The organism is Pannonibacter sp. CBAS1226 (assembly GCF_055685825.1).
The window spans coordinates 623,015-648,838 of sequence record NZ_JBVOUO010000001.1; the positions used below are offsets into that span (position 1 = coordinate 623,015).

Below are 25,824 nucleotides of genomic sequence, written 5' to 3' on the forward strand. Positions count from 1 at the left end.
CCGGTCCCGGCCGCCATCTTTGGACCCGCTGCATACCCGGTCCCAACGAGAACCGAAGGGGAAGTGTGAACATGAAGACTCTGCTGAAAGCCACTGTCGCCGCCGCCGCACTGGCCGGCTCGCTCGCAACTGCTCAGGCTGCCGACCTCAAGGCCTGCTTCGTCTACATCGGCCCGGTGGGTGACTTCGGCTGGACCTACCAGCACGATCAGGGCCGCCAGGCTGTCGAAGCCCATTTCGGCGGCAAGGTCGAAACCGCCTATCTGGAAAACGTGCCGGAAGGCCCGGACAGCGAGCGCGCCATCGAGCGCTTCGCCCGTGAAGGCTGCGGCATCATCTTCACCACCTCCTTCGGCTACATGAACCCGACCATCAAGGTGGCGCAGAAGTATCCGAACGTGAAGTTCGAGCACGCGACCGGCTACAAGACCGCCGAAAATGTCGCGACCTATAACTCCAAGTTCCACGAAGGCCGCTACATCATCGGCCAGATCGCAGCCAAGATGTCCAAGACCGGCACCGCCGGCTACATCGGCTCCTTCCCGATCCCGGAAGTGGTCTCCGGCATCAACGCCTTCCTGCTCGGCGCCCAGTCCGTCAACCCGGACTTCAAGGTCAAGATCGTCTGGGCCAATTCCTGGTTCGATCCGGCCAAGGAAGCCGATGCGGCCAAGGCGCTGATCGACCAGGGCGCCGATATCATCTCGCAGCACACCGATTCCACCGCACCGCTGCAGGTGGCTGAGGAGCGCGGCGTGCTTGGTTTCGGTCAGGCCTCCGACATGATCAACTTCGCACCGAAGTCGCAGCTGACCGCCATCATCGATGACTGGGCACCCTATTACATCGAGCGCGTTCAGGCTGTCCTCGACGGCACCTGGAAGAGCGAGCAGACCTGGCACGGCCTCAAGGAAGGCCATGTGGTGATGGCGCCCTACACCAACCTGCCGGACGATGTCGTCGCCATGGCGAAGGAAACCGAAGAGAAGATCAAGGGCGGCTGGGAGCCTTTCACCGGCCCGATCACCAAGCAGGACGGTTCGGAAGCCGCTGCTGACGGCGTGCGTCTCGACGATGGCGCCATCCTCGGCATGAACTGGTACGTCAAGGGCATCGACGACAAGCTGCCGCAGTAACAAGAGCTTCGGCCCGCAGGTGCCGAACCTGCGGGCCGGTTTGCTCTTGCACCATGACCGTGCGCGGCCGGGCCTTCCGGCGTGGCCGCGCATGTCTTTCAGATAATAACAATCCCGATCCAGAGCCTCTCCATGACCATGACCTTTGCCGCTGAATGGCTGAATCTGCTTTTCCGCTGGGCCCATCTGGTGGTGGGCATCGGCTGGATCGGCACGTCCTTCTATTTCATCGCCCTCGATCTGTCGCTGCGCAAGCGGGAGGGCATGCGCGAGGGCGTCTACGGCACGGCCTGGGAGGTGCACGGCGGCGGGTTCTATCACGTGGAGAAGTTCACGGTTGCCCCAGCCTACCTGCCGCAGGATCTCATCTGGTACAAGTGGGAGGCTTATCTCACTTGGGTCACTGGTTTTGCCCTGCTGGTGGTGCAGTATTACTTCAACGCATCGTCTTATCTCATTGATGTGAATAAGCTTCAGATGCTGCCGTCAGAGGCGGTGCTGATTTCCGTTCTGAGCCTTGTCGCCGGCTGGTTCATCTATGACGGGCTGTGCCGCTCGCCCATCGGCCGCAGCACGCCGCTGCTGGCACTGTGTGTCTTTGCGCTGATCATGGCGGCGTCCTACATGTTCACGCAGGTGTTCTCCGGGCGCGGGGCGCTGATCCACGTGGGCGCATTCATCGGCACGATCATGGCCGTCAATGTGTTCGGCCTGATCATCCCGAACCAGAAGAAGATCGTCGCCAGCCTGCTGCGCGGTGAGGCGCCGGACCCGAAGCTGGGCCAAATGGGCAAGCAGCGCTCGGTGCACAACAACTATCTGACGCTGCCCGTGCTGCTGATGATGGTGTCGAACCACTATCCCATGCTCACAGGCCATCCGCAGGCCTGGCTTCTCGTCGGCCTCGTGCTGCTGATGGGCGGCATGGTGCGGCATTTCCTCAACCGGCATGAGGCGGGCGACCCTCTGAACCGCTACTGGTGGAGCCTGCCCATCACCGCGCTTGGCTTTGCCGCAGCGCTGGTGATGACCGCCCCGCGCGACTTTTCCGGCGGTGAGGCTGTTTCCGATGCCACGGCGCTGACGCTGATCCGCAGCCACTGCGCGGCCTGCCATGCGGCAACCCCGACCCATGAAGGCTTCACGGATGCGCCCAAGGGCATTCATCTGGAAACGCTGGCAGAGCTGCGCCGCTACGCTGATCAGGTGATGGCCCAGTCCGTGCTCTCCGATGCCATGCCGCTCGGCAACGAGACGGGCATGACCCCGGAGCAGCGTGAGGAACTGGGCCGCTGGATCGCGCAGAACAAGTGAATGGACCGGGACAGAAGACAGTTGGAGCACACTCTCATGTCCGCCACGCCGATTGCCTTTCCCATCGCCGAAGCCTTGCTTGCCGGGCTCGATCATGAGGCCTTCATGGCCGCCTTCGCGGATGTGGCCGAGCACTCGCCCTGGGTGGCGGAGGATGCCTTTGCGGCGGGGCCTTTTGTCCGGCGGGAGGATCTGATTGGCGCGTTTGAAGCCGCCATGCGCGCGGCTTCCCACGAGCAGCAGCTGGCGCTGATCCGGTCCCATCCGGATCTGGCGGGCAGGGCCGCCATCGCCGGGGACATTGCCGAGGATTCGCGGAAGGAACAGGCGGGCGCGGGCCTTGACCGGCTGACGGCAGAGGAATTTGCCCGGTTTACCATGCTCAACGATGCCTACCGCGCCCGCTTCGGCTTCCCGTTCATTTTTGCGGTGAAGGGCGCAACGAAGCACATGATCCTTGATGCTTTCGAGGCACGGCTTGGCAACAGCCCGCAGGCAGAATTTGAAACCGCACTGGCCCAGATCGCCCGCATCTTCCGCTTCCGGCTCGAAGACCGGATCCTTGCGGTCTGAGGCTCAGTTGGCCTCCAGAGGCTCGAACCGCCCGTCCATGAATTCGCCGCAGGGGCGGGCCCAGATGGTGCCTTCGGCCCCCTGATAGAGGAAAGCCTCTTCGCCCGTGGCCTCGATCCGGCACTTGCCAACGATCCGGTAGATGCCGCCTGTCTTGCGGTGCTGCCACCGGGTGCCGCGCAGGGCCGGATCAAGCCCGTCGCGGGCGGTCATCATCGTGGCATCTTCCGGTGCAGGCATTTGTGCTCTCCGCTCTCCGTTTGCTTGCCAGCCAGCATGAGGCTGGCAGGCCGGTTCAACTCAGCTTAGCGGCGTGTGATCTCGACGGGAACGTTGAAATTCCACGTCGAGCGGCCTTCTTCTGCCGGAATGGGCGGGAAGGGAGCGGCGCGGCGGACGAGTTCCAACGCGACTTCATCCACCTCCGGATTGCCGGAGCTGCCGGAGATGCGAATGGCCGAAACGCTGCCGTCCTTGCTGACGACAAAGGAGACGGTCGCAAGGCCTGCCTCGCGGGAGCGGACGCGGCGCATCGCACGCTGCAGCGCGCGCTGAACCTGGCCCTTGTAGTTGGTGCGGTCCGAATTGCCGAGGATCGTGGAGCGGCCCTGGTTTTCGGAACTGCCCTGCGAGGCCACCTGATCGGCGGCGCCGCCTGCGCCCTGAACCGCATTGGCCCTGCTGTTGCCCTTCTGTGTGCTTGGCTGGCGCTGTGCTTCCGGTTTCTTCGTCTGGGTCTTTTTGACCGGCTGCACGGGCTTTGCTTCGGCCACCTTGACCGGCAGATCCTTCGGCCGCATTTCCGGCACGGGAACAGGCTCGATTGCGGTGACGGTCTCTTCCGGCGTCTCGTTGAGCGGCGCGATGGCCTCCGCGCTGGTCAGCGGCTGGATGGCCAGCTCTTCCACCGGCGCAATTTCCTGCGGCTTGATATCCTGCGGCTGGACTTCCGCCATCTGCTGCACTGGTTCCTGAACAGGCGTTTCGGTGGCTTCCTGTACCGGGATGTCCTGCGCGGTGATCTGCTCCTGTGTCTCGGGCTCGGCGGCATCCGGATCAACCGGCGCCAGCGTGTCGGGGGACTCGGCGGCAACCGCGTTGGCGGTGTCCGGATCGCCGGAGGTCAGCATGTCCGTATAGGCTTCGCCCAGCATGGAGACGGCTCCGCCACCGCCGCCTTGAAGCAGGGCCGGCTCCTCGGAGGTGTCAACGGTCAGGGCAACTGCGTCGAAATGCAGTGTCACCGATGCCAGAAGGGCTGCACCCAGGTGCCAGGGTCTCAGTTTCATTGCGTGCCTGCCTTTTGCGTGACGACACGGATGCCGGGAGCGCCAGCGCCATAGAGCTCGTCGACGATCTCCACGAGACGGGCAGCATCAAGGTTCCGGTCGACGGCCAGTTTCAGGATGCTTTCGGGACCTTCCTCCGGCAGCGGGTTGGCAGCAAGATAGGATGCCGCATCGGTGGGCTGGCCACGGAATACCAGCGTGCCGTCGGCGCGGGCATAGAGCGCGTCCGGCGGCGGCAGGCTTTCCGCATCGGTGGTCTCCACCAGATCCACTTCCTTGTCCGCCGGAGGGGCGAGCTGCCCGGCCACCAGAAAGAAGATCAGCATCAGGAAGACGATGTTGATCAGCGAGATGGTGCTTTCCATCTTCCGCTTGGTTTTTTCGCGCGGGATCCGCACAGCCATGTCTGTAGCTCCTTGCCTTCCGCGGCCCGTTACCGGGCGACGTGCAGGGTGAGCGCCGGCGCAAGGCGGCGCACGGTCTGAACGGCGTCGATCAGGCCCTGGGCGTTTGCCCCTTCGCGGGCAACGACGAGCGCAGAGGTCGCGCCCTTCTCCTGCAGCCCGGCCAGCCGGTCCCCCATGTCCTCAGGCATTACGGTCACGCCGTTGATCCGCAGGCCGTCGGCCTCGACAAAAACGAGGATGCCCGGCGTGCCGGAGGCGCCGCCGCCAGCCTGACCGGGCTTGCCCAGATCCACCCCCGCAAAGCGGGTGAAGGTGGTGGACAGCATGAAGAACAGCAGCAGCAGGAAGATCACGTCGATGAGGGAGGTCATCGACAGCGGCCGCCTGCGCCGCTGCGGCATGTTAATGCGCATGGGAAACCTTCCCGAGGGCAGCGCCATCCTGTGCGGCCGGGGCGTGGCGCTCATGGTCGTGATGGACCACATCCACCAGAACCTGGGCGCTCAGGGTCTCCACGGCGACGCGCTCGGCCTCGATCCAGGATTCGAACATGGCGAGCAGGGCGGCCACCGGCATGGCGACGGCAAGGCCAGCAGCGGTGGTCAGCAGAGCCACCCAGATGCCGCCGGCAAGGATCGACGGATCCACCGCATCTCCCGCATTCTGCAGGGCCTGGAAGGCGTCGATCATGCCCAGAACCGTGCCGAACAGACCCAGCAGCGGGGCCAGCTGGGCGATGTTGTCAAGCGCACGGGTGCCGGACTGGAGCGAATGCAGCTGCTGGGCCGCCACCCGGGCGATTTCGTCTTCAATGGCGCTGCGGTCCATCTGGCCGGCTGCGGTCAGGCGCATGGCGGTGACGACCGCATGTTCTGCGGCGCTGACGGGACGGGCGAGGCGCACCAGCGCTTCCTTGCGCCTGCCGGCCCGCCACAGGCCTGCTGCTTCCCGGGCCCGGCCCGGCCGGGCCGTGCGGAAGCGGGCGAACTGGACGAATTTGGCGATGACGATGGCGCCAGCCACAACCGACATGACGGCGATGAGGGCCACGACCGTACCGCCAAGTTCGATCAGGCTGAAGACCGGGGCGAGATAGGGAGAGTCCAGCATGTCCGTGTCCTTACCGGGTGAAGCCGATGTCTGTGCGGCTTGTTGTGGTCAGCGGCGCGCTGCACAGCGGGCTGGCAGCGGCAGCCTTGCAGCCGGATGCGCCGTTGACGAGAATGGAACCGATGCCCGCGCAGGGCTGGTTCGGGATCTGGAACTGGCGGACCACGGTCTTGCCTTCCGGCAGGGCGCCGAAGTCGAAGACGGTCATGCGGTCCACCAGTCCTTCCTTGTTGAAAAGCACGAATTCGAAGCCTGCCGTCTCCAGCGCTGCCCCGGTGCCATTGGTGGCAACGAAGGTCAGAAGGCAGCCGTTGCCGGCATCCGCCGCCCGGTTCAGCTCCAGCTTGACCCCGTCCGCCGCTGCCGGGCTTGTCTGGGCCAGAGCTGCGCCGGAAAGGGTGGAGATCGACAGCGCGGCGGCTGCGATCACTTCGAATTTGCGTGCCAGTGTCATGTCACCATCCGAATTTCTTGTTGACGGACAATTTGAACGTGCGCCCCTTGCCGTCATCGCCGGAGAGATTGTTGCGGTAGCGCTTGTCAAAGATGTTTTCGACGGCGGCGCGCAGCTCCAGTCCCTTGAACTGGCCCTCATCGAGCTTCCAGTTCACGAAGGCATCGTGCAGCGCATAGCCGGGGAAGGGGCCTGTGGTGGCGCCGGCATCGGCAGAGCCGGTGAACTCGGCGCGCCAGCCGAAATTGACGTTGTAGTCCGGGATGCGGCCGCCGAGGGTGACGGCCACCGTTTCTGCCGGAATGGTCGTCAGGGCCGCATTGGTGGTCTCGTTCTTGCCGCGCGTCCAGCTGTAGGCGGCGCTGGCAAACACGTAGCGCGAGTCATAAGCGGCTTCGAGTTCCACACCATAGATGTGCGCGCTGTGGACGTTCACATAATAGGGGACAGCCGAGGCTTGCCGCTGCGGGCCCGTGGTGATCAGGTTCGTCAGATCGTTGTAGAAGCCGGTTGTCTTCAGCGCGATGCTGTCGTTGTCCTGGAACAGGTCCTGCCGGTTGACGGCAAAGCCAGCCTCGTAGTTGAAGGATTCCTCCTTCTTCAGATCAAGACTGACGGTGCGCCCGCCGGGATAAGTCGAGGTGCGGGCGCCTGTCGAGAACAGTTCGTCCAGTGTCGGCAGGCGTTCGGTGCGGGCAACCGAGCCGAAGACCGAGAAACTGTCCGTGAACTTGTAGAGCGCGGCGAGTTTCGGCGAGAATGCGTAATCCGTCTGGGTGGAGGCATTCGGGATGACGCTGTCCGGACGCACGGTCACATAGTCAAGGCGCATGCCCGGTGTGATGGTCAGCCGGTCGTTCCAGATGAACTCGTTCTGCGCAAAGACGCCGACCTTGGTGTCCGTGCCTTCGGGATGGAAGTCGATCCAGCCCACGCCGCCCTTGGTGCTCGCGGTGCGCTCCTGGTAGCTGACCTGCGTGCCGGCGGTCAGATAGTTCTCCCAGATGTCACCCTTGAATTCGAAGGTGTTTTCCACCTTCGCCTGCCAGGTGCGGTAGCCGTAGTCGGCATCATAGAACAGCTCGGGCGAACGCATCCTTGAGGCCGCTGGCGCACGGGCGTTGGTCTGCGCAACCTGCGTGTCGGAGAAGGAGAGGTTGACCTTCAGATCCAGGAACGGATTGCCGCTTGCCGGATTTTCATAGCGCAGCACAACCGTCTGGTCGGTGATCTCGCGATCGATGTTGCCGAAGGCATCCAGCGTACCGGTCTGGGAATAGGCGGTGTTGTCCGCATCGCTCTGCCAGCGCTCATAGGACAGGCGCACCGACTGCTCGTTGTTCTCGCCGAAGTGATGGGTGACCTTGGCAAGGCCGGAGAAGCTGTCGAAAGCCGAGCCCACCACACGGGTGCCATTGCCCGTCTCGTAGTCGGAGGAGCGGCGGAAATTGCCGTTGATCAGGGCTTCGGTGCTGGGGCCGAGCCGCATGGCGGCAATGGCCGAGGTCATCAGACCGTTCTTGTTGCTGTCAAATCCGGTCTTCAGGCGGAGGGCCACCGTCTCTCCCTCTTCAAGGAAATCGGAAGCATCCTTCGTCTCGAAGGCGATGACACCCCCAAGGGCGCCGGCACCATAGAGCGTGGAGGAGGCGGGGCCGCGCAGCACCTCGACGCGCTTGTAGAGTTCAGGGTCCGAGAAGAAGGAGCCCATGCGGTACATTTCGAAGAACTTGTTGGCGCCATCCACCGTGATGATGATCTTGGATTCGTCCGCCGACCCCAGATCGCCGATGCCGCGGATGTTGAAGGCCTGCCCGCCGATGCGGTCGCTGCCGACCACGGTGATGCCCGGTGTCTGCTTGAAAATATCGCCGATGGTCGTCGCCTGGGCGTTGTCGATCTGCTCCTGATCGATCACCGTCACAGCCTGCGGCGTGTCGATGGCGACCTTTTCCTGCCCGGCGCCGAGAACGATCTTCTGCAATGACGTCGTGGCCTGCGGCTTGTCGGCCGCCGTCTCTTCCACAGGTGCCTGCTGCGCATTTGCGCTGCCTGCATATGCGAGCGCAATCAGCGCCACGCCGTTCAGCCAAAACCCTGCCGTGCCCCGTCCGCGAGTCATTTCATACGCCTCTTTCTGGTCTATCCCGCTGGCTGGCAAAGGGCTCGCTCGCTGAACTGTGAAACTCTAAAACCTGATTAACGTATTCAGGTATTGCGGTCGATACAAAAGATGAATATTGAAGTCAACTATCGGCGGTGACGATCCTGTCGCGGGTCAGCATTTTCTGCAGGCCCTTGCGCGGTTGGACCTGCCGGATGGGTTTGAACAAAACGGCATGCCTGCCAGGCAACACCCCAGCTTCCGGCAGCCGGAACCCATTACGCGCCATTCAAAGATGCGCCCGCAAAGCTCTGCCTTTGGCAGGCGCGGGCCCTTGCCGGTCCTCAGGAGCCGGCCACGCAACAAAGCGGGGAAGACACATGACCACGACTGCCTATCGCGATCTGGCGCCGGAGGAGATCCGCGCCGCTGTCAGCGCCAATCCGGACCGCCGCGAGCGCGATCTGGCGCAGGAACTGGGGATCAGCGAGGCGCAGCTTGTGGCCGCGTTCTGCGGCCATGGCGTGCGCCGTGTCGAGGCTTCGATGGCCGGTATCTGCGAGGGCATGCAGGCTGTGGGGGAGGTGATGGCGCTGACCCGCAACGAAAGCGCCGTCCATGAAAAGATCGGGCCATTTGAAAAGTTCGTGAACGGCACCCGCACCGGCCTGATGCTGGGCAGCCAGATCGACACCCGCATGTTCCCTTCCCATTGGGTGCATGCCTTTGCGGTGGAAAAGCCTTCAGATCAGGGCCCGCGCCGCAGCCTGCAGGTGTTCGACGCCCATGGCGAGGCCGTGTTCAAGGTGCATCTGCGCGTGGCTTCCAATGTGGAGGCCTATGAGGCGCTGGTGGAGCGCCTTGTGCTCTCTGACCAGACGCCGGGCCTCGGTACAGTCCCGCAGCGCCCGCAGCCTGAGCCACGCCGCCCGCTCGATGGCAGCAAGGCGGGTGATCTGCGCAGCCGCTGGTCGGCCATGAATGATCCGCATCAGTTCTTCAACATCCTGCGCGAACTCGACATCGAGCGCATCAATGCACTGGCGCTGGCGGGCGAAGACAAGGCCTGGCAGGTGGATGGCGACAGCATCCGCGTCATGCTGCGGCTGGTGTCCGGCAATGCGATCCCGCTGATGTGTTTCGTTGCCAACCGGGGATGCGTGCAGATTCACTCTGGACCGGTGATGAACATCAAGGAGATGGGGCCTTGGATCAATGTCATGGATCCCACCTTCCATCTGCATCTGCGGCTCGACCACATCAGCGAGATCTGGGCCGTGCGCAAGGGCGCGGATGTGGGGCATGTGACGTCGCTGGAAGCCTATGGGGCCGATGGCAATCTGATCATCCAGTTCTTCGGCGTGCGCGGCGAGGGCAACCATGAGCGCAGCGACTGGCGCGAACTGGTGGAACACCTGCCGCGCCTTGCTCCGCAGACAGCGGTGCTGCCGTTTGCGGCCGAATAAGCCCTGCGTCTTGTAAGGATATGATGATGCGTCTGCTTTCCTCTCTCTCCCGTCCGTGCGGCCTGGCGCTCACGCCCATGGCCGCCGCGCTGTTGAGCCTTGGCCTGGGCTTCACGGCACCTGAAGCCCGTGCGCAGGAGCCTGCCTCTCTCGCCGGGGCGCAGCGGATCGTCTCCGTTGGCGGAGCCGTCACGGAAGTGGTCTATGCCCTTGGCGCGGAAGACCGTCTGGTGGCGCGGGACAGCACCAGTTCCTATCCGCCCGAGGCTCTGGCGCTGCCCGACACGGGTTACATGCGCGCCCTGTCGCCGGAAGGCGTGCTGGCGGTCGCCCCCGATGGCCTGCTGGTCATTGAAGGCAGCGGCCCGGCGGAAGCGCTGGATGTGCTGAAGAAGGTCGGAGTGCCGCTCGTCATGGTGCCGGACCGCTACACCGCAGAAGGCGTTGCCGAAAAGGTGCGTGTGGTGGGCAAGGCGCTGGGGCTGGAAGACAAGGCCGAGGATCTGGCGGTGAAGCTGGAAGCCGATCTCCAGGCCGTGGCGGAAGCTGCGGCAAAGCGTCAGATCAAGCCGCGCGTGCTCTTTATTCTGTCCCTGCAGGGCGGGCGCATCATGGCTTCCGGTGAAGGCTCTGCTGCCGATGCAGTCATTCAGCTTGCCGGCGGCGTCAACGCGGTGTCCGGTTTCAACGGCTACAAGCCCTTGAGCGATGAGGCCGTCACGGAGGCAAAGCCCGACATCATTCTGATGATGGAGCGCGGCGGCCAGCATGATGCAACGCTGGACGAAATGCGTGGCCATGCGGCGCTGTCGCTGACGCCTGCTGTTCAGGCCGGGCACATCGTGCGGATGGACGGGCTGTTCATGATCGGATTCGGGCCGCGCACCGCCGATGCCGTGCGCGAGCTTTCCGCCGCCTTTGACAAGGCCGCTGCGGCCAGCCAGTGAGGGACCGGCAGATGGCCATGACAGCAGCTGAAACCGTGACCGCAGATCACGGGCCTCTCGAAGGGGACCGCAGCGGGCGGGCGCGGCTGGTGATTGCCGGGCTTTCCGTCCTCCTGATCCTTGCCATCCTGCTGGCGCTGATGACCGGCCCGACCGGACTTGCGAGCTTCGATGCACTTCTCGGCATTCTGACGGGCCGGGAGAGCGAGGGCCCCATGGCCATGCGCGACCGGATCATCCTCGCCGACATCCGCTTTCCGCGCATGGTGGTGGGCGTCTTTATCGGCGCGGGGCTGGCTGTCTCCGGCGTGCTGATGCAGGGGCTGTTCCGCAATCCGCTGGCCGACCCCGGCATCGTCGGCGTTTCGTCAGGGGCGGGGCTTGGGGCGGCGCTGATGATCGTTGCCGGATCCTGGCTGCCGGCCGGTCTTATGGCCACGTTCGGCATTCTGGCACTTCCCGTTGCCGCTTTCCTGGGCGCGCTTGCTGCCACGGCGCTGCTCTACCGGATCGGAACCCGGGGGGGCTACACCGATGTTGCCACCATGCTGCTTGCGGGTCTGGCAGTGGCCGCCCTGGCACAGGCAGCCATCGGCTTCCTGATCTTCACGGCCGACGACAAGCAGCTGCGGGACATCAATTTCTGGCTGCTCGGATCGCTGGCCGGGGCGACAACAGACAAGATCCTGATGTGCGCACCGGTGATCGCCGCCGTGCTTGCGTCCATGCCCTTCATGGCGCGCGGGCTGAATGCGCTGGTGCTGGGCGAGGCGGCGGCGGGGCATCTGGGCATTCCCGTGCAGCGGCTGAAGCGGCTGAGCATCGTCGCCGTGGCGGCGGCGACCGGGGCTGGTGTGGCCGTCAGTGGCAGCATCGGCTTTGTCGGCATCGTCGTGCCGCATCTGCTGCGGCTGACCATCGGCCCGGATCACCGCTACCTTCTGCCCGCCTCGGCGCTGCTGGGGGCAAGCCTGTTGCTTCTTGCCGACACGGTGGCGCGCACCATCGTGACGCCGGCCGAACTGCCCATCGGCATTCTCACCGCGCTGGCCGGCGCGCCCTTCTTCCTCTGGATCCTGCTGACACGGCGGGGCTTTGCGCTGAGGTGACGGACATGGCAACGCTGGATGTGAAGACCCTCACCGTTTCGCTCTCCGGGCGCGACATCGTGCGGCAGATTTCCTTCGAGGCGCGGGCAGGCGAGGTGACGGCGATTGCCGGGCCGAACGGCTCCGGCAAGAGCACGCTGCTCAAGGCCATCTGTGGTGAGCACCGGCACGGCGGGGACGTGCATCTGAACGGACATGATCTGCGCCGCGTCCCGGCCCATGTGCTGGCCCGCTTCCGGGCCGTTCTGCCGCAAAGCTCGGCCATCGCCTTTCCGCTGACCGTGACCGAACTGGTGCGGCTCGGCGGTGCGGGAATGCCGCCGCCGGATTCCCGCGTGCGCGAAGCGCTGGCGCGGGTGGGCCTGAACGGTTTCGGCGGACGGCAGTATCAGTCGCTGTCCGGCGGCGAGCAGCAGCGGGCGCAGCTTGCCCGCGTGCTGTGCCAGATCTGGGAGCCTGTCGGCCCGGAAGGACCGCGCTGGCTGTTTCTGGACGAGCCCGTCGCCAGCCTCGACATTCACCACCAGCTGATGATCATGGATCTGGCCGCAGATTATGCAAAGGCCGGAGGCGGCGTCGTTGCCGTGATGCATGACCTCAACCTGACGGCCATGTATGCGGCGCGCGTACTCGCCCTGAAAGCGGGGCAGGTGATTGCCTGCGGCACCACGGCCGAAACGCTGACGACGGAGGTGCTCTCTGAAGTTTACTCCTGCCCCTTGCGCGTTGGCGCCGTGCCGCCGCCCGGAACGCCTTTCATCCTGCCGCATCTTTGCCATGCGCGTCTGCATGCTGCGGAATGAAGAGGATCTGTGCGTCTCCGGCCGCATCCGGCTCGTGAGCGTGCAGATCGAGCCATTCCAGATGCAGGAAGCCTGATGATGCGCCTTGTTCCAGATCCCTCCCGCGCCTTTGCCCTTGCGGCTGTGCTGGCCGCCGCGCTTGTTCCGGCAGGCTGCGCGTCAGTTGGCGCCGGTGGTGCCGTGATCACATCAAGCCCTGACAGCGGCACGCAGGTGCGCGGCGGCGCCGTGGGGCTTTCAACGGGGCCCGATGGAGTGACCGCCAGCCGGGTGACCATCGATGGCCGTTCGGCTGGCGGCTATTGAGTTCAGCCTGCCGGTTCCAGCCGCACCAGCTTGCCATCGGGCGCATCCGTCAGCAGATAGAGGAAGCCGTCCGGGCCTGAGCGCACGTCGCGGATGCGCCAGCCCTTGTCTTCCAGCAGCCGCTCCTCACCCACGATCTTGCCGTTCTCCATGTCGAGCCGGTTGAGATGGGTCAGCGCGAGCGCGCCGATGAACAGGTCGCCCTGCCAGCCCTTGAAGGCATCGCCCTGATAGAAGGCCATGCCGGACGGGGCGATGGACGGGACATAGACCTGGATCGGCGGCGTCATGCCTTCCTTCTCCTTGCCCTCCCCCATGGGCAGGCCTGAATAGGCGCGGCCATGGGTGACGACGGGCCAGCCATAGTTTGCTCCGGCCGTGATCACATTCACTTCATCGCCGCCGCGCGGCCCGTGTTCGTTGGCCCAGAGTTCTCCCTCCGGTGTCAGCGTCATGCCCTGCGGATTGCGGTTGCCATAGGTGTAGATTTCCGGCAGCGCGCCAGCGGTGTCGAGGAAGGGATTACCCGGTGCAGGCGCGCCATCCTTCGTGATGCGGATGATCTTGCCCGAGTGCAGCGACAGATCCTGCGCCGTATCGTCTGCACCATGGTCGCCGATGCTGGCGTAAAGATAGCCGTCTGTCCCGATGACGAGCCGGGAGCCGAAATGGCGTCCGTTCGAGCCCGACGTCGTCGCGGTGAAGAGGACGGTCACGTCCTCCAGCCCTGTATCCGTCAGTTTTGCCTTGGCAATGCGCGTGGTGCCGCGCCGCTCCACCGGCGTGGAATAGGAGAAGTAGATGGTGTTGTTCGAAGCAAAATCCGGATCGAGGATCACATCCAGCAACCCGCCCTGGCCGCTGTCGTAGATCTCCGGCAGGCCGGTCAGCGGCGCGCTCAGGCTGCCATCGGCACCCACGATCCGCAGCCGTCCCGGCCGCTCGGTGACGAGCATCCGCCCATCGGGCAGGAAGGTAAGACCCCAGGGATGCTCCAGATTCTTGGCGACTTCCACGATCCTGAAATCTGCGGCTTTGGAGCGGACGGTTTCCTGCGCAATGGCAGCAGGTGCGGCGCCCGCCATGAGGGCGGCAAGACCAAGGGGGAAGAGGCGTGACAGGGGCATCAAGGATCTCCGCAGCTTGAACAAGACGTGTCAGCAGGTGGCAAGACCGCCCGCAGCGTATCCCGCATATGGGGCAGGGGATCGTGAGAACCAACAAGGGATGCCGGGAATGGGGCGGAGGCTCACGCAAGCGTGACTGCGCGAGTCCGGAGTGTCATCCCGGTTTGACGCGCAGCGGCAAGACCGGAATCCAGTACGCCCGGAGAGGGAGATGGCTGATACCGGGGTTACTGGATCCCCGCCTGCGCGGGGATGACAAGGTGAGAGGCTTCGAGGAAGTGGGTGGTTGGGTTCTCTGGCCTGTGCATCCATCACAGGTCCCGGCACGGAGGCCGGGACGGCGCGGTGGGTAGTGGGTGCGGCGAAAACATCAGCTTCAGACCTCGCACCTTCTGCAGTTCCAATGACTGCTCTGGGAGCGAGTAGTCCCCGGGTCTTCACTTCGTTCCGCCCGGGGCGACCACTGCGGTGGGCTAGAGGCTGTGCCTCGATAACATCAGCTCCGCCTCACCGGCAGCTTAAGGCGATTGCTTCACATCACCCCCGGCGCGGCAGGGAGGTGCCTTTTTCCGCGATGTCCAGGAACAGGCCGGTCATCAGGCGCATGCCTTCTTCCATCACCGGCAGCAGCACGTGCTCGTTGGGGCCGTGCTGGCCGCATTCGGCGTGGGAATGGGGCACCCAGATGGTCGGCAGGCCGAGGATTTCGGTGAAAGCATCGTTCGGCAGGGAGCCGGCGAGGTTCGGCAGCACATGCGGCTTCCTGCCGGCGGTTTCCGCCAGCGACTGTTCCACGAACTTGACCCAGGGGTGATCCGGCGGGAAGCGGGTGGCGCGGAAGGCTTCGCCGCGTGAGGGCTTCACGGCGACCTGAGGGAAGCCTTCCCTGTCCAGATGACGGCGCAGGGCAGGGATGACGCCCTCCACATCCGTGCCGACCACAAAACGCAGCTGGATCGTCGCCCGCGCTTTGCCTGAGATGGCATTCTGCGGGGCATCGATGTTGCCGTTGGCCATGGCAAGCACGGCCATTGAGTTCCAGCCGAAGACGCGCTCCGAAGGCGTCAGGTCTTCCTGTCCCCAGTCCGCATCATGGCGGCGGGGCGGCAGGTCCTTCAGCGCGTCGCGGATGTCCGGCGTCAGGCTGTCGGGCAGCCATTCCTTGATGCGGATCTGGCCGCGCTTGTCGGTGATCGAGGCAATGGCATGGGCGAGGATGATCGCCGGATCGGCCAGCAGCCCGCCGAAGTTGCCGGAGTGATGGTCCGAGGGGCGCAGATCCACGGTGAGATCGATGCCCATGCCACCGCGCGAGCCCATGAACATGGTCGGCGTGTCAGCGGCAAGGCGCGGGCCGTCCGAGGCGATGAGCACGTCCGAGGCGAGCAGGTCCTTCTTTTCCTCGAAGAAGTCCCTCAACCCATAGGAGCCGGTCTCTTCGGCCATCTCGATGATGACCTTGGCATTGAAGCCGAGGCGGCCGTTTTCCTTGAGGATCAGCTCCATGGCCTTCAGGTTGATCAGATGCTGCACCTTGTTGTCGGCGGTGCCGCGCCCGTAGAGCTTGTCATCCTCGCGGGTCAGCACGAAGGGGGAGAGGCCCTCGCGCCAGCGGTGCGCCTCGCCATTGCACACATCGCCGTGGCCATAGACCAGCACGGTGGGCAGGGCGGGATCCTCGATGCGCACACCCGTCAGCAGCGGTGCGCCGCCCGGACGCGGGTTGGCATGAATGGCCACGTCAAAGCCCATGGCGGTCAGCATCGGCTGCATTTCGCCGGTGAGATAGGCCATCAGGTCTTCCGGCGTGCCTTCGGACTGGCTGACGGACTTGTGTGCCACAAGCCGGGCGAGATCGGTTTCCAGCCCGCCTTCCGTGACATAGCGGGAGGCGGCGGCAATGAGGTCCTGTCGTGTGGTCATATCTGAAATGCTCATGCTGGGATGGGTTGCGCCGCAGGAATGGCGGGGCCAAGGGCGGCGATGTCCGGCACTTCCCAGCCGCGGCCGGGCATGGCGGAGAGAAGCTGGCGGGTATACTCGTTCTGCGGATTGCCGAAGACCTCGTCCACCGTGCCATATTCCACCGCGACGCCTTTCTGCATCACGAGGATATGGTCAGAGATTTCAGCAGCCACCCGCAGGTCGTGGGTGATGAAGAGGATTGTAAGGCCGACCTTTTTCTTGATATCGGCCAATAGTTTGAGCACGTCCTTCTGAACCGATACATCAAGCGCCGAGACGGCCTCGTCGGCAATCAGGATCTTCGGATCGACCATCAGCGCACGGGCGATGGAGATGCGCTGGCGCTGGCCGCCGGAGAACTGCGAGGGATAGCGGTCGAGCGCGTCCTGCTCCAGCCGGACGATCCTGAGCAGCTCCTTCGCCTTTTCCATCGCCTGCGCACGCGGCACGCCGAAGTTGGTGGGGCCTTCGAGCAGCAGGTCGCCGATCTTGCGGCGCGGATTGAGCGAGCCGTAAGGGTCCTGGAAGACGATCTGGATGTGGCGGCGGAAGGCGCGGCGGCCCGCGGCTGTCGTGATGTCCAGCCGCTCGTTGCCGATGTAGACCGAGCCTTCATCCGGCTCTTCCAGACCCATCAGGCAGCGCACCAGCGTCGTCTTGCCCGATCCGGACTCGCCGACAATGCCGAGGGTCTGGCCCTGCAGAACCTCGAAGTCGATGGGCCGCACCGCATGAACCGTTCTTGCGGGCTTGAACAGGCTGCGCGGAGAGCGGAAGGTCTTTTCGATGCCGGCGACCTTGAGGGCCACGGGTTTGCCGGTTTCCGGTCCGCCCTTGCCGCTGTGCTTGCGCGGCACGGCGTCGATGAGCATGCGGGTGTAGGGATGCTTCGGCCGGTTCAGCACCTCGTCAGCCGGGCCCTGCTCGACGACAATGCCCTTCTGCATCACCACCACACGGTCGGCGAGTTCCGCCACCACGTCGAAGTCGTGGGTGACGAAGAGGATGCCGGCCTTGTGGGTTTCCTTCAGCTGCTTGAACATGCTCAGGATCTGCGCCTGCGTCGTCACGTCCAGCGCCGTCGTCGGCTCGTCGGCAATCAGCAGGCGCGGCTCCATGGCCAGAGCCATGGCAATGACGATGCGCTGGCGCTGGCCGCCGGAGAGCTGGTGCGGATAGGCATGATAGATCCGCTCCGGATCCGGCAGGCGCACTTCCGTCAGCAAAGCAATCGTGCGGGCCTTCTGCTCGGCACGGGGCATGGTGGTGTGGGCGCGGAAGACTTCCTCGATCTGCTCACCCACCGTGTAGCACGGGTTGAGCGCGCTCATCGGCTCCTGGAAGATCATGCCCATGCGGTTGCCGCGCAATTGCATGTGCTCGCGCGGGGACAGCTTGAGCAGGTCCTTGCCCTCGAACCAGATTTCTCCGGCCGATGGTTTCAGCGCCTTGGGCAGCAGGCCCATGGCGGCAAAGGACGTGATCGACTTGCCCGAGCCAGACTCTCCGACGATGCAGAGGATCTCGTTCTCGCGGATTTCGACGGAGAGATTTTCCACCGCATGGGGCCGGTCGCCGCCTTCCGGCAGGTCGATGGTCAGGCCCTTGATGGACAGAACGGTGTTGCCGGTCATGGTCATCAGTTTCTCCCTTCGGGCGCGGTGATGTCGCGGATGCCATCGCCCAGCACGTTGATGCCGAGAACAAGGGCGAAGAGGGCGATGCCGGGGATGGTGATCAGCCAGCTTTCGAACAGGATCATGGGACGGCCTTCGGAGATCATCAGCCCCCAGGACGGCAGCGGCGGCTGCACGCCGAGGCCGAGGAAGGAGAGGGCGGCTTCCAGAATGATGGCATGGGCCATTTCCAGCGTGATGACGACGATCAGCGCATTCATCACATTGGGCAGCACGTCCTTCCACAGGATGCGCGGCAGGCTGGCGCCCAGCACTTCGGCGGCGGAGATGTAGTCCATCTGCCGCACCTGCATGGTGGCAGCGCGCATGACCACGGCAAAGCGGTCCCACAGCAGCAGGCCGAGTACGGTGACCACCACCTGCAGCGAGCCGCCGAAGATGGCCACCACCGCCAGCGCCACCAGCGTGGCCGGCAGGGCAAGGCGCACGGACAGGATGAACATCACCACCGCATCGACGCGCCCGCCGAAATAACCGGCAAGCACGCCCAGCGTGGTGCCGATGACGGCGGAGATCATCGCAGCCACAAGGCCGATCAGCAGCGAGATGCGGGCGCCGTAGATGAGGCGGGAGAGATAGTCGCGGCCGAGCTGGTCGGTGCCCAGAATATGCTCCCAGGTGCCGCCCATGAAGACGGGCGGCTTCATGCGCATCAGCAGATCCTGGTGATAGGGATCATGCGGGGCAAGGACCGGGGCCAGCAGCGCCACGGCGGCCGTAAAGGCGACGATGACGAAGCCGATGAGAAAGCCCTTGTGGCGGAAGGCCCTGCTCAGGATCTGGCGCGAGGGCGAAACCGCAACGCGCGGCGCGACTGCGGCCGGGGTTGAAGACGGTGTGCTCATGTCAGGCGCTCCTCAGCCGCGGGTCCAGCCAGGCATTCAGCACATCGGCCAGGAAGGTGAAGACGATGTAGAGCATCGCAAAGATCAGGATGAGGGCCTGCAAGGTCGGCAGGTCATTGCGGGAAATGGATTCCCAGGCAAGATACCCGGCGCCATGCAGCGCGAAGATGGTTTCCACGATCACCGAGCCGCCGAACATGAAGCCAAGCTGCACGGCGGCGAGGCTGACGACAGGGATGATGGCATTGCGCAGCGCATGCTTGAACATGATGATGCGCCAGTTGAGCCCCTTGGCCCGGGCGGTGCGGATGTAATCGGCGTTCAGCACCTCCAGCATGCCCGCACGGGTCAGGCGCATGATGGCGGGTGTGGCGTAATAGCCGAGCACGACCATGGGCAGGATGTAACCGGTCCACACGCGCGTGCCGGACGCCGGAACGACGCCGAGATTGACGGCAAAGATGAGCATCAGGATCAGCGCGAACCAGAAGCTCGGGATCGCCTGTCCGACGACGGCGATGGTCAGGGCGATGCGGTCGATGATCGTGTTCGGGAAGGCAGCAGCAATGACGCCCATCGGAATGGCAACGATGAGGGCAAAGCTCATGCCCAGGCTGCCGACGATGAAGGTGACGGGCAGCCGGTCGGCAATGAGATCAGCCACCGGCACCTTGAAATAGTAGCTCATGCCGAAATCGCCGGAGAGCGCCCGCATCAGCCACTCTGCGTATTGGGTCAGCAAAGGCTTGTCGAAGCCGTACTGGGCGCGGATGGCGGCAATGGCTTCCGGCGGGGCTTCATGACCGGCGATGGCGATGGCCGGGTCGCCTGCCATGAACAGCAGCATGAAGCTGAAAAAGGAGACCGTCAGCGCCACAAGGGCCGCCAGTCCGAGTTTTGAGAGAATGAATTTGAGCATCTTGCCGCCTGCATGAAAAGGAAGGGAGACGGGCTGGCCGCCTCCGGTCTTGTCTTGGCGCAGCTTCGCCGGGGGCGAAGGCACGGTCGGCCCGGAGCCGGGCGGACCCGGCTCCGGCGGATCAGGAGCTTATTTCCAGCTGATCTCGTTGAACCGCACCAGCTCGTCCGGGGTGGGGGTGAAGGACACGTCCTGGCCCATCACGTAGTTGGACGAATAGGTCCACAGCGGCACCCAGTAGGCTTTGTCGATGATGTAGGTCAGGGCTTCCTTGTAGGCGGCCTTGCGCTCGTCGTCGTTCACCGAGAAGTCACCCTTGTCGAGGATGGCCTGCAGGTCCGCGTCACGGGCATCATCCTCGCCCTGCATCTTGAAGAACTGGCTGGCGATGGCCGACACATCGGCGATGGAGTTCGAGCCCCAGGTCTGGAAGGAGATCGCAACCTCGCCCTTGAGGCGCTTTTCGCGCAAGGCCGAATATTGCAGGTAGTTGAGGTTGGCCCTGATGCCCACGCCAGCCAGCATGCCGATCATGGCTTCGGCGAGCGGACGGTCGCGGTAGGCGTAAAGATCCATCTCGAAGCCGTTCGGGTACCCGGCCTCTGCCAGAAGGGCGCGGGCCTTTTCCTGATCATAGGCATAGGTCGGCAGGTCCTGATCACAGCCGAACTGGACGGGCGAACAGGCGCTGTCCACCACCTGCGAGGAGCCCTTCAGCAGCGCATCGACGATGCCCTGCCGGTTGATGGCGTGATAGAGCGCCTGACGCACCCGCACGTCCTTCATCGGCGTGTCGGGAGAGGAGCGGCCGGCGGCATCCATCGACAGATAGCCGATGCGCATGGTCGGGGCGTTGATGATCTGGAACTGCTCCAGCGTCGCCATCTTTTCCGCCTGATCGGCCGGTACGCCCCAGACGAGATCAACGGAGCCGCTGAACAGTTCGGCCATCTGCGTGTTGGTGTCCGGAACGGTGCGGATGTCCACGGTGCCGATGGAGGCTTTCGGCTTTGCCGTTTCGACGTAGTCGTCAAACCGCTTCAGCACATAGTGCTTGCCGGGATCAAGGCTCTCGACCTTGTAGGGGCCGGTGCCGACCGGCTTGGTCGCAACGCCGTCCGGGCCGACGGCTGCATAATATTCGTTGGGGTGAATGATCACGCCGTTGGCGAGATATTCAAGCGCAGCCGGGAAGGGGCCCTTGGTGTGGATGCGGACCGTGTACTGGTCCACTTTCTCGGCATGGTCGATCCAGCTGGTCTTGGCGGTTGCCTTGATGCCGTTCTTCGGATCGACCGTGTAGTTCAGAGTGTAGACGACGTCATCGGCGTCGAAGTCCTCGCCGTTGTGGAACTTGACGCCTTCGCGCAGCTTGAGTTCCAGGGTCTTGTCGTCCACCCAGCTCCAGCTGGTGGCCAGAACGCCCTTGTATTCGCCGGTTTCCTGATCGCGGTAAACCAGTTCATCCCAGATGGCGGTGGCAAGAAGCAGGCCTTCACGGGCCGTGTTGAAGTAAGGATCGATGTGCTCAACTTCCTTCGTGAAGGCAATGTTGAGCGTATCGTCCGCCTTGCCGGCGAGTGCGGAGGTGGTGAGCAGGCATGCAGGCAGGATCGCTGCCGCGGCAGTCGTCAAAAGCTTCATCAATCTTCCCCTCTTGCCCGTTTCGAGCTTGTTACATTGTCAGCGTACGCGATTTTTCATTTTTGTACACAAAAAATGACACTCTACATGCAATCGAGTGTTACGCTGTCTTGACCTTGCGGGAAGTCCGGCTTCCCGCCATAGAGGTTTGCGGGAGAAGGAGAACGGCTGTGAGCACTGTCAGACTGCCAACCGCAGAACATATCTTTGAACAGCTTGAGGGCCTTATTGCCGAGGGGCGCTTCAGCCAGGGGGAACGGCTGGACGAGGTGTCGCTGGCCCGTGAGTTTGGCGTGTCGCGCACGCCGCTGCGCGAGGCCTTGCGGCTGCTGGCCGCCTCCGGCCTGGTCGAACTTATCCACAACCGCGGCGCCTTCGTCCGCCAGCCCGACTTCGTGCGGCTGGTGGAGATGTTCGAGGTGATGGCCGAGCTTGAGGCCTGGTGCGCCCGTCTTGCCGCGGCCCGGATCACGGCCGCCCAGCTGATGCTGCTGCGCCGGGCGGCGGATGGATGCGAGCGGGCCTTCGCCGCCGGTGACTTCCGCAAGTACTACGACGAGAACGCCATCTTTCACGGCCTGATCTATGATGCGTCCGGCAACAGTTTTCTGGCGGAAGAAACACGCGCCATGCAGCGCCGCCTCAGGCCTTTCCGGCAGGCACAGCTTTCTGCCGCAGACCGGCTGCGCGCCTCCATGCAGGAGCACCGGGACATCCTCAACGCTCTGGAGGCCGGGGACACGGCTGCGGCCGAGCGGCTGATGCGCTCCCACATTCAGGTGCAGGCGGCCGTTTACGGCGAATTGCGCGGTGAATTTGCCATGCGCACGCTGGAGCAGGCGAGCGCCTGACATCTGGCTACGGGCCGCCGGTAATCGGCTCGCCCAGCGCGATGCGCATGGAATTGGTGATGTGGTGGGCCAGCGCCTGCTGCGCTTCTGCGTAGCGGCCTTCCGCCATGGGCTCCAGAAAAGCCAGATGCTCGCGGATGACGCGCACCGCATTGGCCGGGGTCACCTTGATCTGCGATTGCACCGCCATGCGCACCTTGATGGCATTGACCCGGTAGACATTGCTCATCACCGCATTGCCCAGCGCCGCAATCAGGCCCTCATGCATTTCCCAGTCGAGATGCTGGATCATGTGGGCAGCGGCGTCATGGCCTGCGGGATCTGCCTGCAACAGCTGCGCCTGGCCTTCCTGGTGCCGGGCAATCCAGCTTTTCAGCAAGGCAGGGTCGAGCTTGGCGGCAATTTCCGGTAAAGCCGCAACTTCGAGCAGGCGGCGCATCTGATAGGCGTCGCGGACGAAGTGAATGTCGAGCCCCGGCACCATCAGGCCGCGCTTGGGCACGGTCACCAGCAGGCCTTCCGCCTCGAAGCGCGGGATGGCTTCACGCACGGCGCCGAGGGTTGCGCCGGTCATGTCCATGAGTTCACGCTGGCTGATGAGCTGGCCGGGCCGCAGGCGGCCGGAATTCAGCAGCTCCTCGATCCCCTCATAGGCAGCCTGACGCAGGGAGACCGGCTTTGCCGCCGAACCTTCTGCCTCCGGCGTCCGGTCCTTCGTCCGGGACATCGTTTGCGTGTTCATTCCTGCTTAACCCAGATTGCTAACCGCATGCTGACATGTTACGACATTGTTACACCGTTTGCCAGTGGGGTGAATTTCACGCTGGTCTGGGAACGGGGCGGCCAGCCGGCTTGGAGGAGCAAGACCGGGGCCATAACAAGACCGATCTGGGAGGATATGATGGATCTGAGCCTGACCCGCCGCAAGTTTCTGAGCACCGTTGCTGCCGTTTCCGCGGGCGCAGCCGTTCTGTGCACGATTCCGGCACTCGCCGCTGACAAGATCACCCTGCGCATGTCGACGCCCGCAACCGAGACGGACAGCCGCACCGTGGCGCTGTCCACCATCTTCGCTCCGGCGATTGCAGAATTTGCCGAGTATCAGCCGCATTATAATGCCTCGCTGTTCAAGCAGGGCACCGAACTGGAAGCCATCGCCCGCGGCAACCTGGAAATGGCCATCACCTCGGCGCAGGAACTGGCGGCCATTTTCCCGGAATTCTCCATCTTCACCGCCGGTTACCTGCACAAGGACGCCGAGCACCAGAAAAAGGTGTTTGCCGCCGAATTCATGCAGCCGCTGAAGCAGAAGGTTGAGGACGAGCTTGGCGTCAAGCTGCTCTCCGTCATGTATCTCGGCCGGCGCCAGCTGAACCTGCGCACGGACAAGGAAATCAAGACCCCGGCAGACCTTGCAGGCGTCAAGCTGCGCATGCCCGGTTCCGAAGCCTGGCAGTTCCTCGGCAAGGCGCTTGGCGCGAGCCCGGTGCCGATGGCTTTCACGGAAGTCTACACCGGCCTGCAGACCGGCGCGATTGATGCTCAGGACAACCCGCTGCCGACGAACCGCGACGTGAAGTTCTATGAAGTCACCAAGCAGATCGTTCTGACCTCGCATCTGGTGGACCTCAACTACATTGCCTTCTCCAAGAAGGTCTGGGACAGCCTGACCGCAGAACAGCAGGCCGCCGTGCAGAAGGCCGCTGATGAGGCTGCCGAAAGCGGCCGCCAGAAGCAGCTGGCGCTTGAGGCGGAGCTGGAGCAGTTCTTCAAGGATCAGGGGCTCAAGGTCTACACGCCGGATATCGAGGCTTTCCGCACCCATGTGCAGAAGCAGTATCTGGAATCGGACTTCTCCAAGTCCTGGCCGGAAGGCATGGTCGATCAGATCAACGCCCTCTGAGTTCCGGAGATAGAGGTCATGCGTGAAATCGCCCGCCGCTTGCAGGCCGGGGCGGATCATGTGGCGGCGGGCTTGCTCGCCGCCCTGTTCGCCACCTTCATCTTTCAGGTCCTGTCCCGCTATGTCTTCCTGCGGTTTTATCCGGGGATCGAGATCGGCTGGACGGTGGAATTCAGCATGACCCTGTGGCTGTGGGTGGTGCTCTGGGGGGCAGCGTTCTGCCTCCCGGAAACCTCCCATGTCCGCTTCGACCTGTTCTATCAGGCAGCAGGGCGGCGCACGCGCCGTGTCATGGCCCTTGTGGCCGCGCTGGTGATCGTTGCTGCCTTTGCCGCGGCACTTCCCGCCACCTGGGACTACATCACCTTCTACAAGATCAAGAAGAGCGCCATCCTGAAGTGGCGTCTGGACTACGTCTTCGGCATCTATGCGCTGTTCGCTGCGGCCATCATCGGCCGCTACATCTGGCGGGCCGCCAGGATCGTGCGAGGGGAAGCGCCCGGCGAAGACGATACGGACAATTCGGCTGAAATCCTGGCCAATGGGGGAGGGCGGCTGTGACCCTTGCATTCATCGTCTGCCTGGGCGTGCTGCTTGCGCTGGCCGCCCTCGGGGCGCCCATTGCCCTGTCCATGATCGTGTCCTCGATCGTCTATGTGGCCATGCGCGGTCAGGACATGGCGCTGCCTGCAGAACAGCTGATTCAGGGCATCTATGACAGCTATGTCATTCTCGCCGTGCCGCTGTTCATCGTTGCCGCCAACATCATGAATGCGGGAACCGTGTCCGAACGGCTGCTCGGCTTTGTCGTGGCCATTGTCGGGCGCTTCCGGGGCGGGCTCGGCCATGTGAATGTGGTGGCAAGCCTCATCTTCGCCGGCATGTCCGGCTCGGCGGTTGCCGATGCGGCCGGTATCGGCAAGCTGATCATCAACATGATGCGCGAGGGCGGGCGCTATACGGCCGGTTATGCGGCGGCGATCACGGCGGCTTCTTCCACCATCGGCCCCATCATTCCCCCGTCGATCCCGATGGTGCTTTATGCGCTCGTGTCGGACCAGTCGATCGGCTACCTGTTCCTCGGCGGCATCGTGCCGGGCCTGATCATGGGGGCCGTGCTGATGCTGATGAACGCCCGCATTTCTGCGCGGCGCGGCTTCAAGCTGGAGGAGCCGGTTCCGGTCCGGCAGATCCCGCGCCTGACGGTCAATGCCTTTCCGGCGCTGATGATGCCGGTGATCCTGCTGGTCGGCATCTACGGCGGCATGACCACGCCGACGGAAGCCGCCGCTCTGGCTGCGCTTTATGCCCTGTTCCTGTCGGTGGTGTTCTACCGGGCGCTGTCGTTCCGCGCCTTCTGGGACATCATGCGCGTCAGCGCGAGGCAGTCGGCCTCGGTGGGCGTCGTCATCGGCGGAGCGCTGATCTTCAACTACATCGTCGCCTCGGAGAACATTCCGGCGCATATGCGGGCCTTCGCCGGAGCGCTCGACATTTCGCCGCTGATGTTCCTGCTGATGATCAACGTGCTGCTGCTGCTGCTCGGCTGTCTGCTGGATGCCTCGACGCTGATCCTCGTCATCATCCCGCTGTTCCTGCCGGCCTGCCGCGAGCTTGGCATCGATCTGGTGCATTTCGGTGTCGTGGCCATCGTCAACTGCATGATCGGCCTGATCACGCCGCCCTATGGCATCGTTCTCTTCGTCATCAACGCCGTCACCGGCATTTCCCTGCGCGAGATGATCCGCGAGATCTGGCCCTTCCTCGGGGCGCTTCTGGCGGCGCTGCTGGCGCTCATCCTCTTCCCTGATCTGGTCCTCTGGCTGCCCCGCATGTTCGGCTACGCCGGCTGACC

At 64.0% G+C, this 25,824-nt stretch carries 26 protein-coding genes; 12 read left to right on the forward strand and 14 right to left on the reverse strand.

Annotated elements, in window-relative coordinates; genetic code table 11:
- The first annotated feature begins 71 nt into the window (after positions 1 to 71).
- The 3 genes from AC0CMF_RS02800 to uraD all read left to right on the forward strand — a co-directional run bounded on the left by AC0CMF_RS02800 (position 72) and on the right by uraD (position 3,023).
- Positions 72 to 1,136 (forward strand): BMP family ABC transporter substrate-binding protein, encoded by a 1,065-nt coding sequence (locus AC0CMF_RS02800; RefSeq protein WP_050471425.1) that lies wholly within the window; start codon positions 72 to 74, stop codon positions 1,134 to 1,136.
- 132 nt (positions 1,137 to 1,268) lie between these two features.
- Positions 1,269 to 2,450, forward strand: a complete 1,182-nt coding sequence (locus AC0CMF_RS02805; protein WP_374628145.1) for a urate hydroxylase PuuD — start codon at positions 1,269 to 1,271, stop codon at positions 2,448 to 2,450.
- Positions 2,451 to 2,486: 36 nt separating this feature from the next.
- On the forward strand, positions 2,487 to 3,023 hold the full coding sequence (uraD, locus tag AC0CMF_RS02810; protein WP_374628146.1) for a 2-oxo-4-hydroxy-4-carboxy-5-ureidoimidazoline decarboxylase: 537 nt from the start codon (positions 2,487 to 2,489) through the stop codon (positions 3,021 to 3,023).
- Positions 3,024 to 3,026: 3 nt separating this feature from the next.
- Here uraD and AC0CMF_RS02815 read toward each other — a convergent pair whose 3' ends face one another.
- The 7 genes from AC0CMF_RS02815 to AC0CMF_RS02845 form a co-directional block, all read right to left on the reverse strand.
- Positions 3,027 to 3,263 carry a DUF1653 domain-containing protein gene (locus AC0CMF_RS02815; protein WP_058899834.1) on the reverse strand — a complete coding sequence of 79 codons (237 nt, stop codon included), beginning with the start codon at positions 3,261 to 3,263 and terminating at the stop codon, positions 3,027 to 3,029.
- Between the two features lie 65 nt (positions 3,264 to 3,328).
- Entirely contained in the window at positions 3,329 to 4,312 is a 984-nt protein-coding gene (locus tag AC0CMF_RS02820; RefSeq protein WP_472480928.1) for an energy transducer TonB family protein, read from the reverse strand.
- Positions 4,309 to 4,716 carry an ExbD/TolR family protein gene (locus AC0CMF_RS02825; RefSeq protein ID WP_050471429.1) on the reverse strand — a complete coding sequence of 136 codons (408 nt, stop codon included), beginning with the start codon at positions 4,714 to 4,716 and terminating at the stop codon, positions 4,309 to 4,311. The genes AC0CMF_RS02820 and AC0CMF_RS02825 overlap by 4 nt, the downstream gene beginning before the upstream one ends.
- A gap of 29 nt (positions 4,717 to 4,745) precedes the next feature.
- The gene (locus AC0CMF_RS02830; RefSeq protein ID WP_050471430.1) at positions 4,746 to 5,132 is read right to left on the reverse strand and encodes a biopolymer transporter ExbD; all 387 of its coding nucleotides are present in this window, start codon (positions 5,130 to 5,132) and stop codon (positions 4,746 to 4,748) included.
- Positions 5,122 to 5,829: a MotA/TolQ/ExbB proton channel family protein gene (locus AC0CMF_RS02835; RefSeq protein ID WP_050471431.1), complete on the reverse strand. Its 708-nt coding sequence runs from the start codon at positions 5,827 to 5,829 to the stop codon at positions 5,122 to 5,124. The genes AC0CMF_RS02830 and AC0CMF_RS02835 overlap by 11 nt, the downstream gene beginning before the upstream one ends.
- A gap of 10 nt (positions 5,830 to 5,839) precedes the next feature.
- The gene (locus AC0CMF_RS02840) at positions 5,840 to 6,283 is read right to left on the reverse strand and encodes a hypothetical protein (protein WP_122520144.1); all 444 of its coding nucleotides are present in this window, start codon (positions 6,281 to 6,283) and stop codon (positions 5,840 to 5,842) included.
- A gap of 1 nt (position 6,284) precedes the next feature.
- The gene (locus AC0CMF_RS02845; protein WP_472480931.1) at positions 6,285 to 8,405 is read right to left on the reverse strand and encodes a TonB-dependent hemoglobin/transferrin/lactoferrin family receptor; all 2,121 of its coding nucleotides are present in this window, start codon (positions 8,403 to 8,405) and stop codon (positions 6,285 to 6,287) included.
- A gap of 362 nt (positions 8,406 to 8,767) precedes the next feature.
- Between AC0CMF_RS02845 and AC0CMF_RS02850 the strand changes: the two genes are divergently transcribed.
- The 5 genes from AC0CMF_RS02850 to AC0CMF_RS02870 all read left to right on the forward strand — a co-directional run bounded on the left by AC0CMF_RS02850 (position 8,768) and on the right by AC0CMF_RS02870 (position 13,018).
- Positions 8,768 to 9,853, forward strand: a complete 1,086-nt coding sequence (locus AC0CMF_RS02850; protein ID WP_374628148.1) for a hemin-degrading factor — start codon at positions 8,768 to 8,770, stop codon at positions 9,851 to 9,853.
- A 23-nt stretch (positions 9,854 to 9,876) separates the two neighbouring features.
- Positions 9,877 to 10,800, forward strand: a complete 924-nt coding sequence (locus tag AC0CMF_RS02855; RefSeq protein ID WP_374628149.1) for a heme/hemin ABC transporter substrate-binding protein — start codon at positions 9,877 to 9,879, stop codon at positions 10,798 to 10,800.
- Between the two features lie 17 nt (positions 10,801 to 10,817).
- Positions 10,818 to 11,909, forward strand: coding sequence for a FecCD family ABC transporter permease (locus AC0CMF_RS02860; RefSeq protein WP_209004841.1), 1,092 nt, complete (start codon positions 10,818 to 10,820; stop codon positions 11,907 to 11,909).
- 5 nt (positions 11,910 to 11,914) lie between these two features.
- Complete coding sequence (locus AC0CMF_RS02865) at positions 11,915 to 12,712, forward strand: heme ABC transporter ATP-binding protein (protein WP_122520141.1); 798 nt, start codon at positions 11,915 to 11,917, stop codon at positions 12,710 to 12,712.
- A 75-nt stretch (positions 12,713 to 12,787) separates the two neighbouring features.
- On the forward strand, positions 12,788 to 13,018 hold the full coding sequence (locus AC0CMF_RS02870) for a hypothetical protein (protein WP_094461782.1): 231 nt from the start codon (positions 12,788 to 12,790) through the stop codon (positions 13,016 to 13,018).
- A 2-nt stretch (positions 13,019 to 13,020) separates the two neighbouring features.
- Here AC0CMF_RS02870 and AC0CMF_RS02875 read toward each other — a convergent pair whose 3' ends face one another.
- The 6 genes from AC0CMF_RS02875 to AC0CMF_RS02900 form a co-directional block, all read right to left on the reverse strand.
- Positions 13,021 to 14,145 carry a PQQ-dependent sugar dehydrogenase gene (locus tag AC0CMF_RS02875; RefSeq protein ID WP_374628150.1) on the reverse strand — a complete coding sequence of 375 codons (1,125 nt, stop codon included), beginning with the start codon at positions 14,143 to 14,145 and terminating at the stop codon, positions 13,021 to 13,023.
- 537 nt (positions 14,146 to 14,682) lie between these two features.
- Positions 14,683 to 16,068, reverse strand: coding sequence for a M20 family metallopeptidase (locus AC0CMF_RS02880; RefSeq protein WP_374628152.1), 1,386 nt, complete (start codon positions 16,066 to 16,068; stop codon positions 14,683 to 14,685).
- An 11-nt stretch (positions 16,069 to 16,079) separates the two neighbouring features.
- Positions 16,080 to 17,750 (reverse strand): dipeptide ABC transporter ATP-binding protein, encoded by a 1,671-nt coding sequence (locus AC0CMF_RS02885; protein WP_374628153.1) that lies wholly within the window; start codon positions 17,748 to 17,750, stop codon positions 16,080 to 16,082.
- Positions 17,750 to 18,652 carry an ABC transporter permease gene (locus AC0CMF_RS02890; RefSeq protein WP_374628154.1) on the reverse strand — a complete coding sequence of 301 codons (903 nt, stop codon included), beginning with the start codon at positions 18,650 to 18,652 and terminating at the stop codon, positions 17,750 to 17,752. The genes AC0CMF_RS02885 and AC0CMF_RS02890 overlap by 1 nt, the downstream gene beginning before the upstream one ends.
- 1 nt (position 18,653) lies before the next feature.
- The gene (locus tag AC0CMF_RS02895; protein WP_050471840.1) at positions 18,654 to 19,571 is read right to left on the reverse strand and encodes an ABC transporter permease; all 918 of its coding nucleotides are present in this window, start codon (positions 19,569 to 19,571) and stop codon (positions 18,654 to 18,656) included.
- A 129-nt stretch (positions 19,572 to 19,700) separates the two neighbouring features.
- Positions 19,701 to 21,215 carry an ABC transporter substrate-binding protein gene (locus AC0CMF_RS02900; protein ID WP_123194335.1) on the reverse strand — a complete coding sequence of 505 codons (1,515 nt, stop codon included), beginning with the start codon at positions 21,213 to 21,215 and terminating at the stop codon, positions 19,701 to 19,703.
- Between the two features lie 170 nt (positions 21,216 to 21,385).
- Here AC0CMF_RS02900 and AC0CMF_RS02905 point away from each other — a divergent pair, with 170 nt between their 5' ends.
- Complete coding sequence (locus tag AC0CMF_RS02905) at positions 21,386 to 22,066, forward strand: GntR family transcriptional regulator (RefSeq protein WP_094461777.1); 681 nt, start codon at positions 21,386 to 21,388, stop codon at positions 22,064 to 22,066.
- Positions 22,067 to 22,073: 7 nt separating this feature from the next.
- Here AC0CMF_RS02905 and AC0CMF_RS02910 read toward each other — a convergent pair whose 3' ends face one another.
- Positions 22,074 to 22,808, reverse strand: coding sequence for a GntR family transcriptional regulator (locus AC0CMF_RS02910; RefSeq protein ID WP_472480936.1), 735 nt, complete (start codon positions 22,806 to 22,808; stop codon positions 22,074 to 22,076).
- Between the two features lie 159 nt (positions 22,809 to 22,967).
- Here AC0CMF_RS02910 and AC0CMF_RS02915 point away from each other — a divergent pair, with 159 nt between their 5' ends.
- The 3 genes from AC0CMF_RS02915 to AC0CMF_RS02925 are packed head-to-tail and all read left to right on the forward strand — an operon-like array spanning position 22,968 to position 25,822.
- The gene (locus AC0CMF_RS02915; RefSeq protein ID WP_094462028.1) at positions 22,968 to 23,969 is read left to right on the forward strand and encodes a sialic acid TRAP transporter substrate-binding protein SiaP; all 1,002 of its coding nucleotides are present in this window, start codon (positions 22,968 to 22,970) and stop codon (positions 23,967 to 23,969) included.
- 18 nt (positions 23,970 to 23,987) lie between these two features.
- Positions 23,988 to 24,530 carry a TRAP transporter small permease gene (locus tag AC0CMF_RS02920; protein ID WP_050471443.1) on the forward strand — a complete coding sequence of 181 codons (543 nt, stop codon included), beginning with the start codon at positions 23,988 to 23,990 and terminating at the stop codon, positions 24,528 to 24,530.
- The gene (locus AC0CMF_RS02925; RefSeq protein WP_050471444.1) at positions 24,527 to 25,822 is read left to right on the forward strand and encodes a TRAP transporter large permease; all 1,296 of its coding nucleotides are present in this window, start codon (positions 24,527 to 24,529) and stop codon (positions 25,820 to 25,822) included. The genes AC0CMF_RS02920 and AC0CMF_RS02925 overlap by 4 nt, the downstream gene beginning before the upstream one ends.
- Positions 25,823 to 25,824 lie beyond the last annotated feature (2 nt).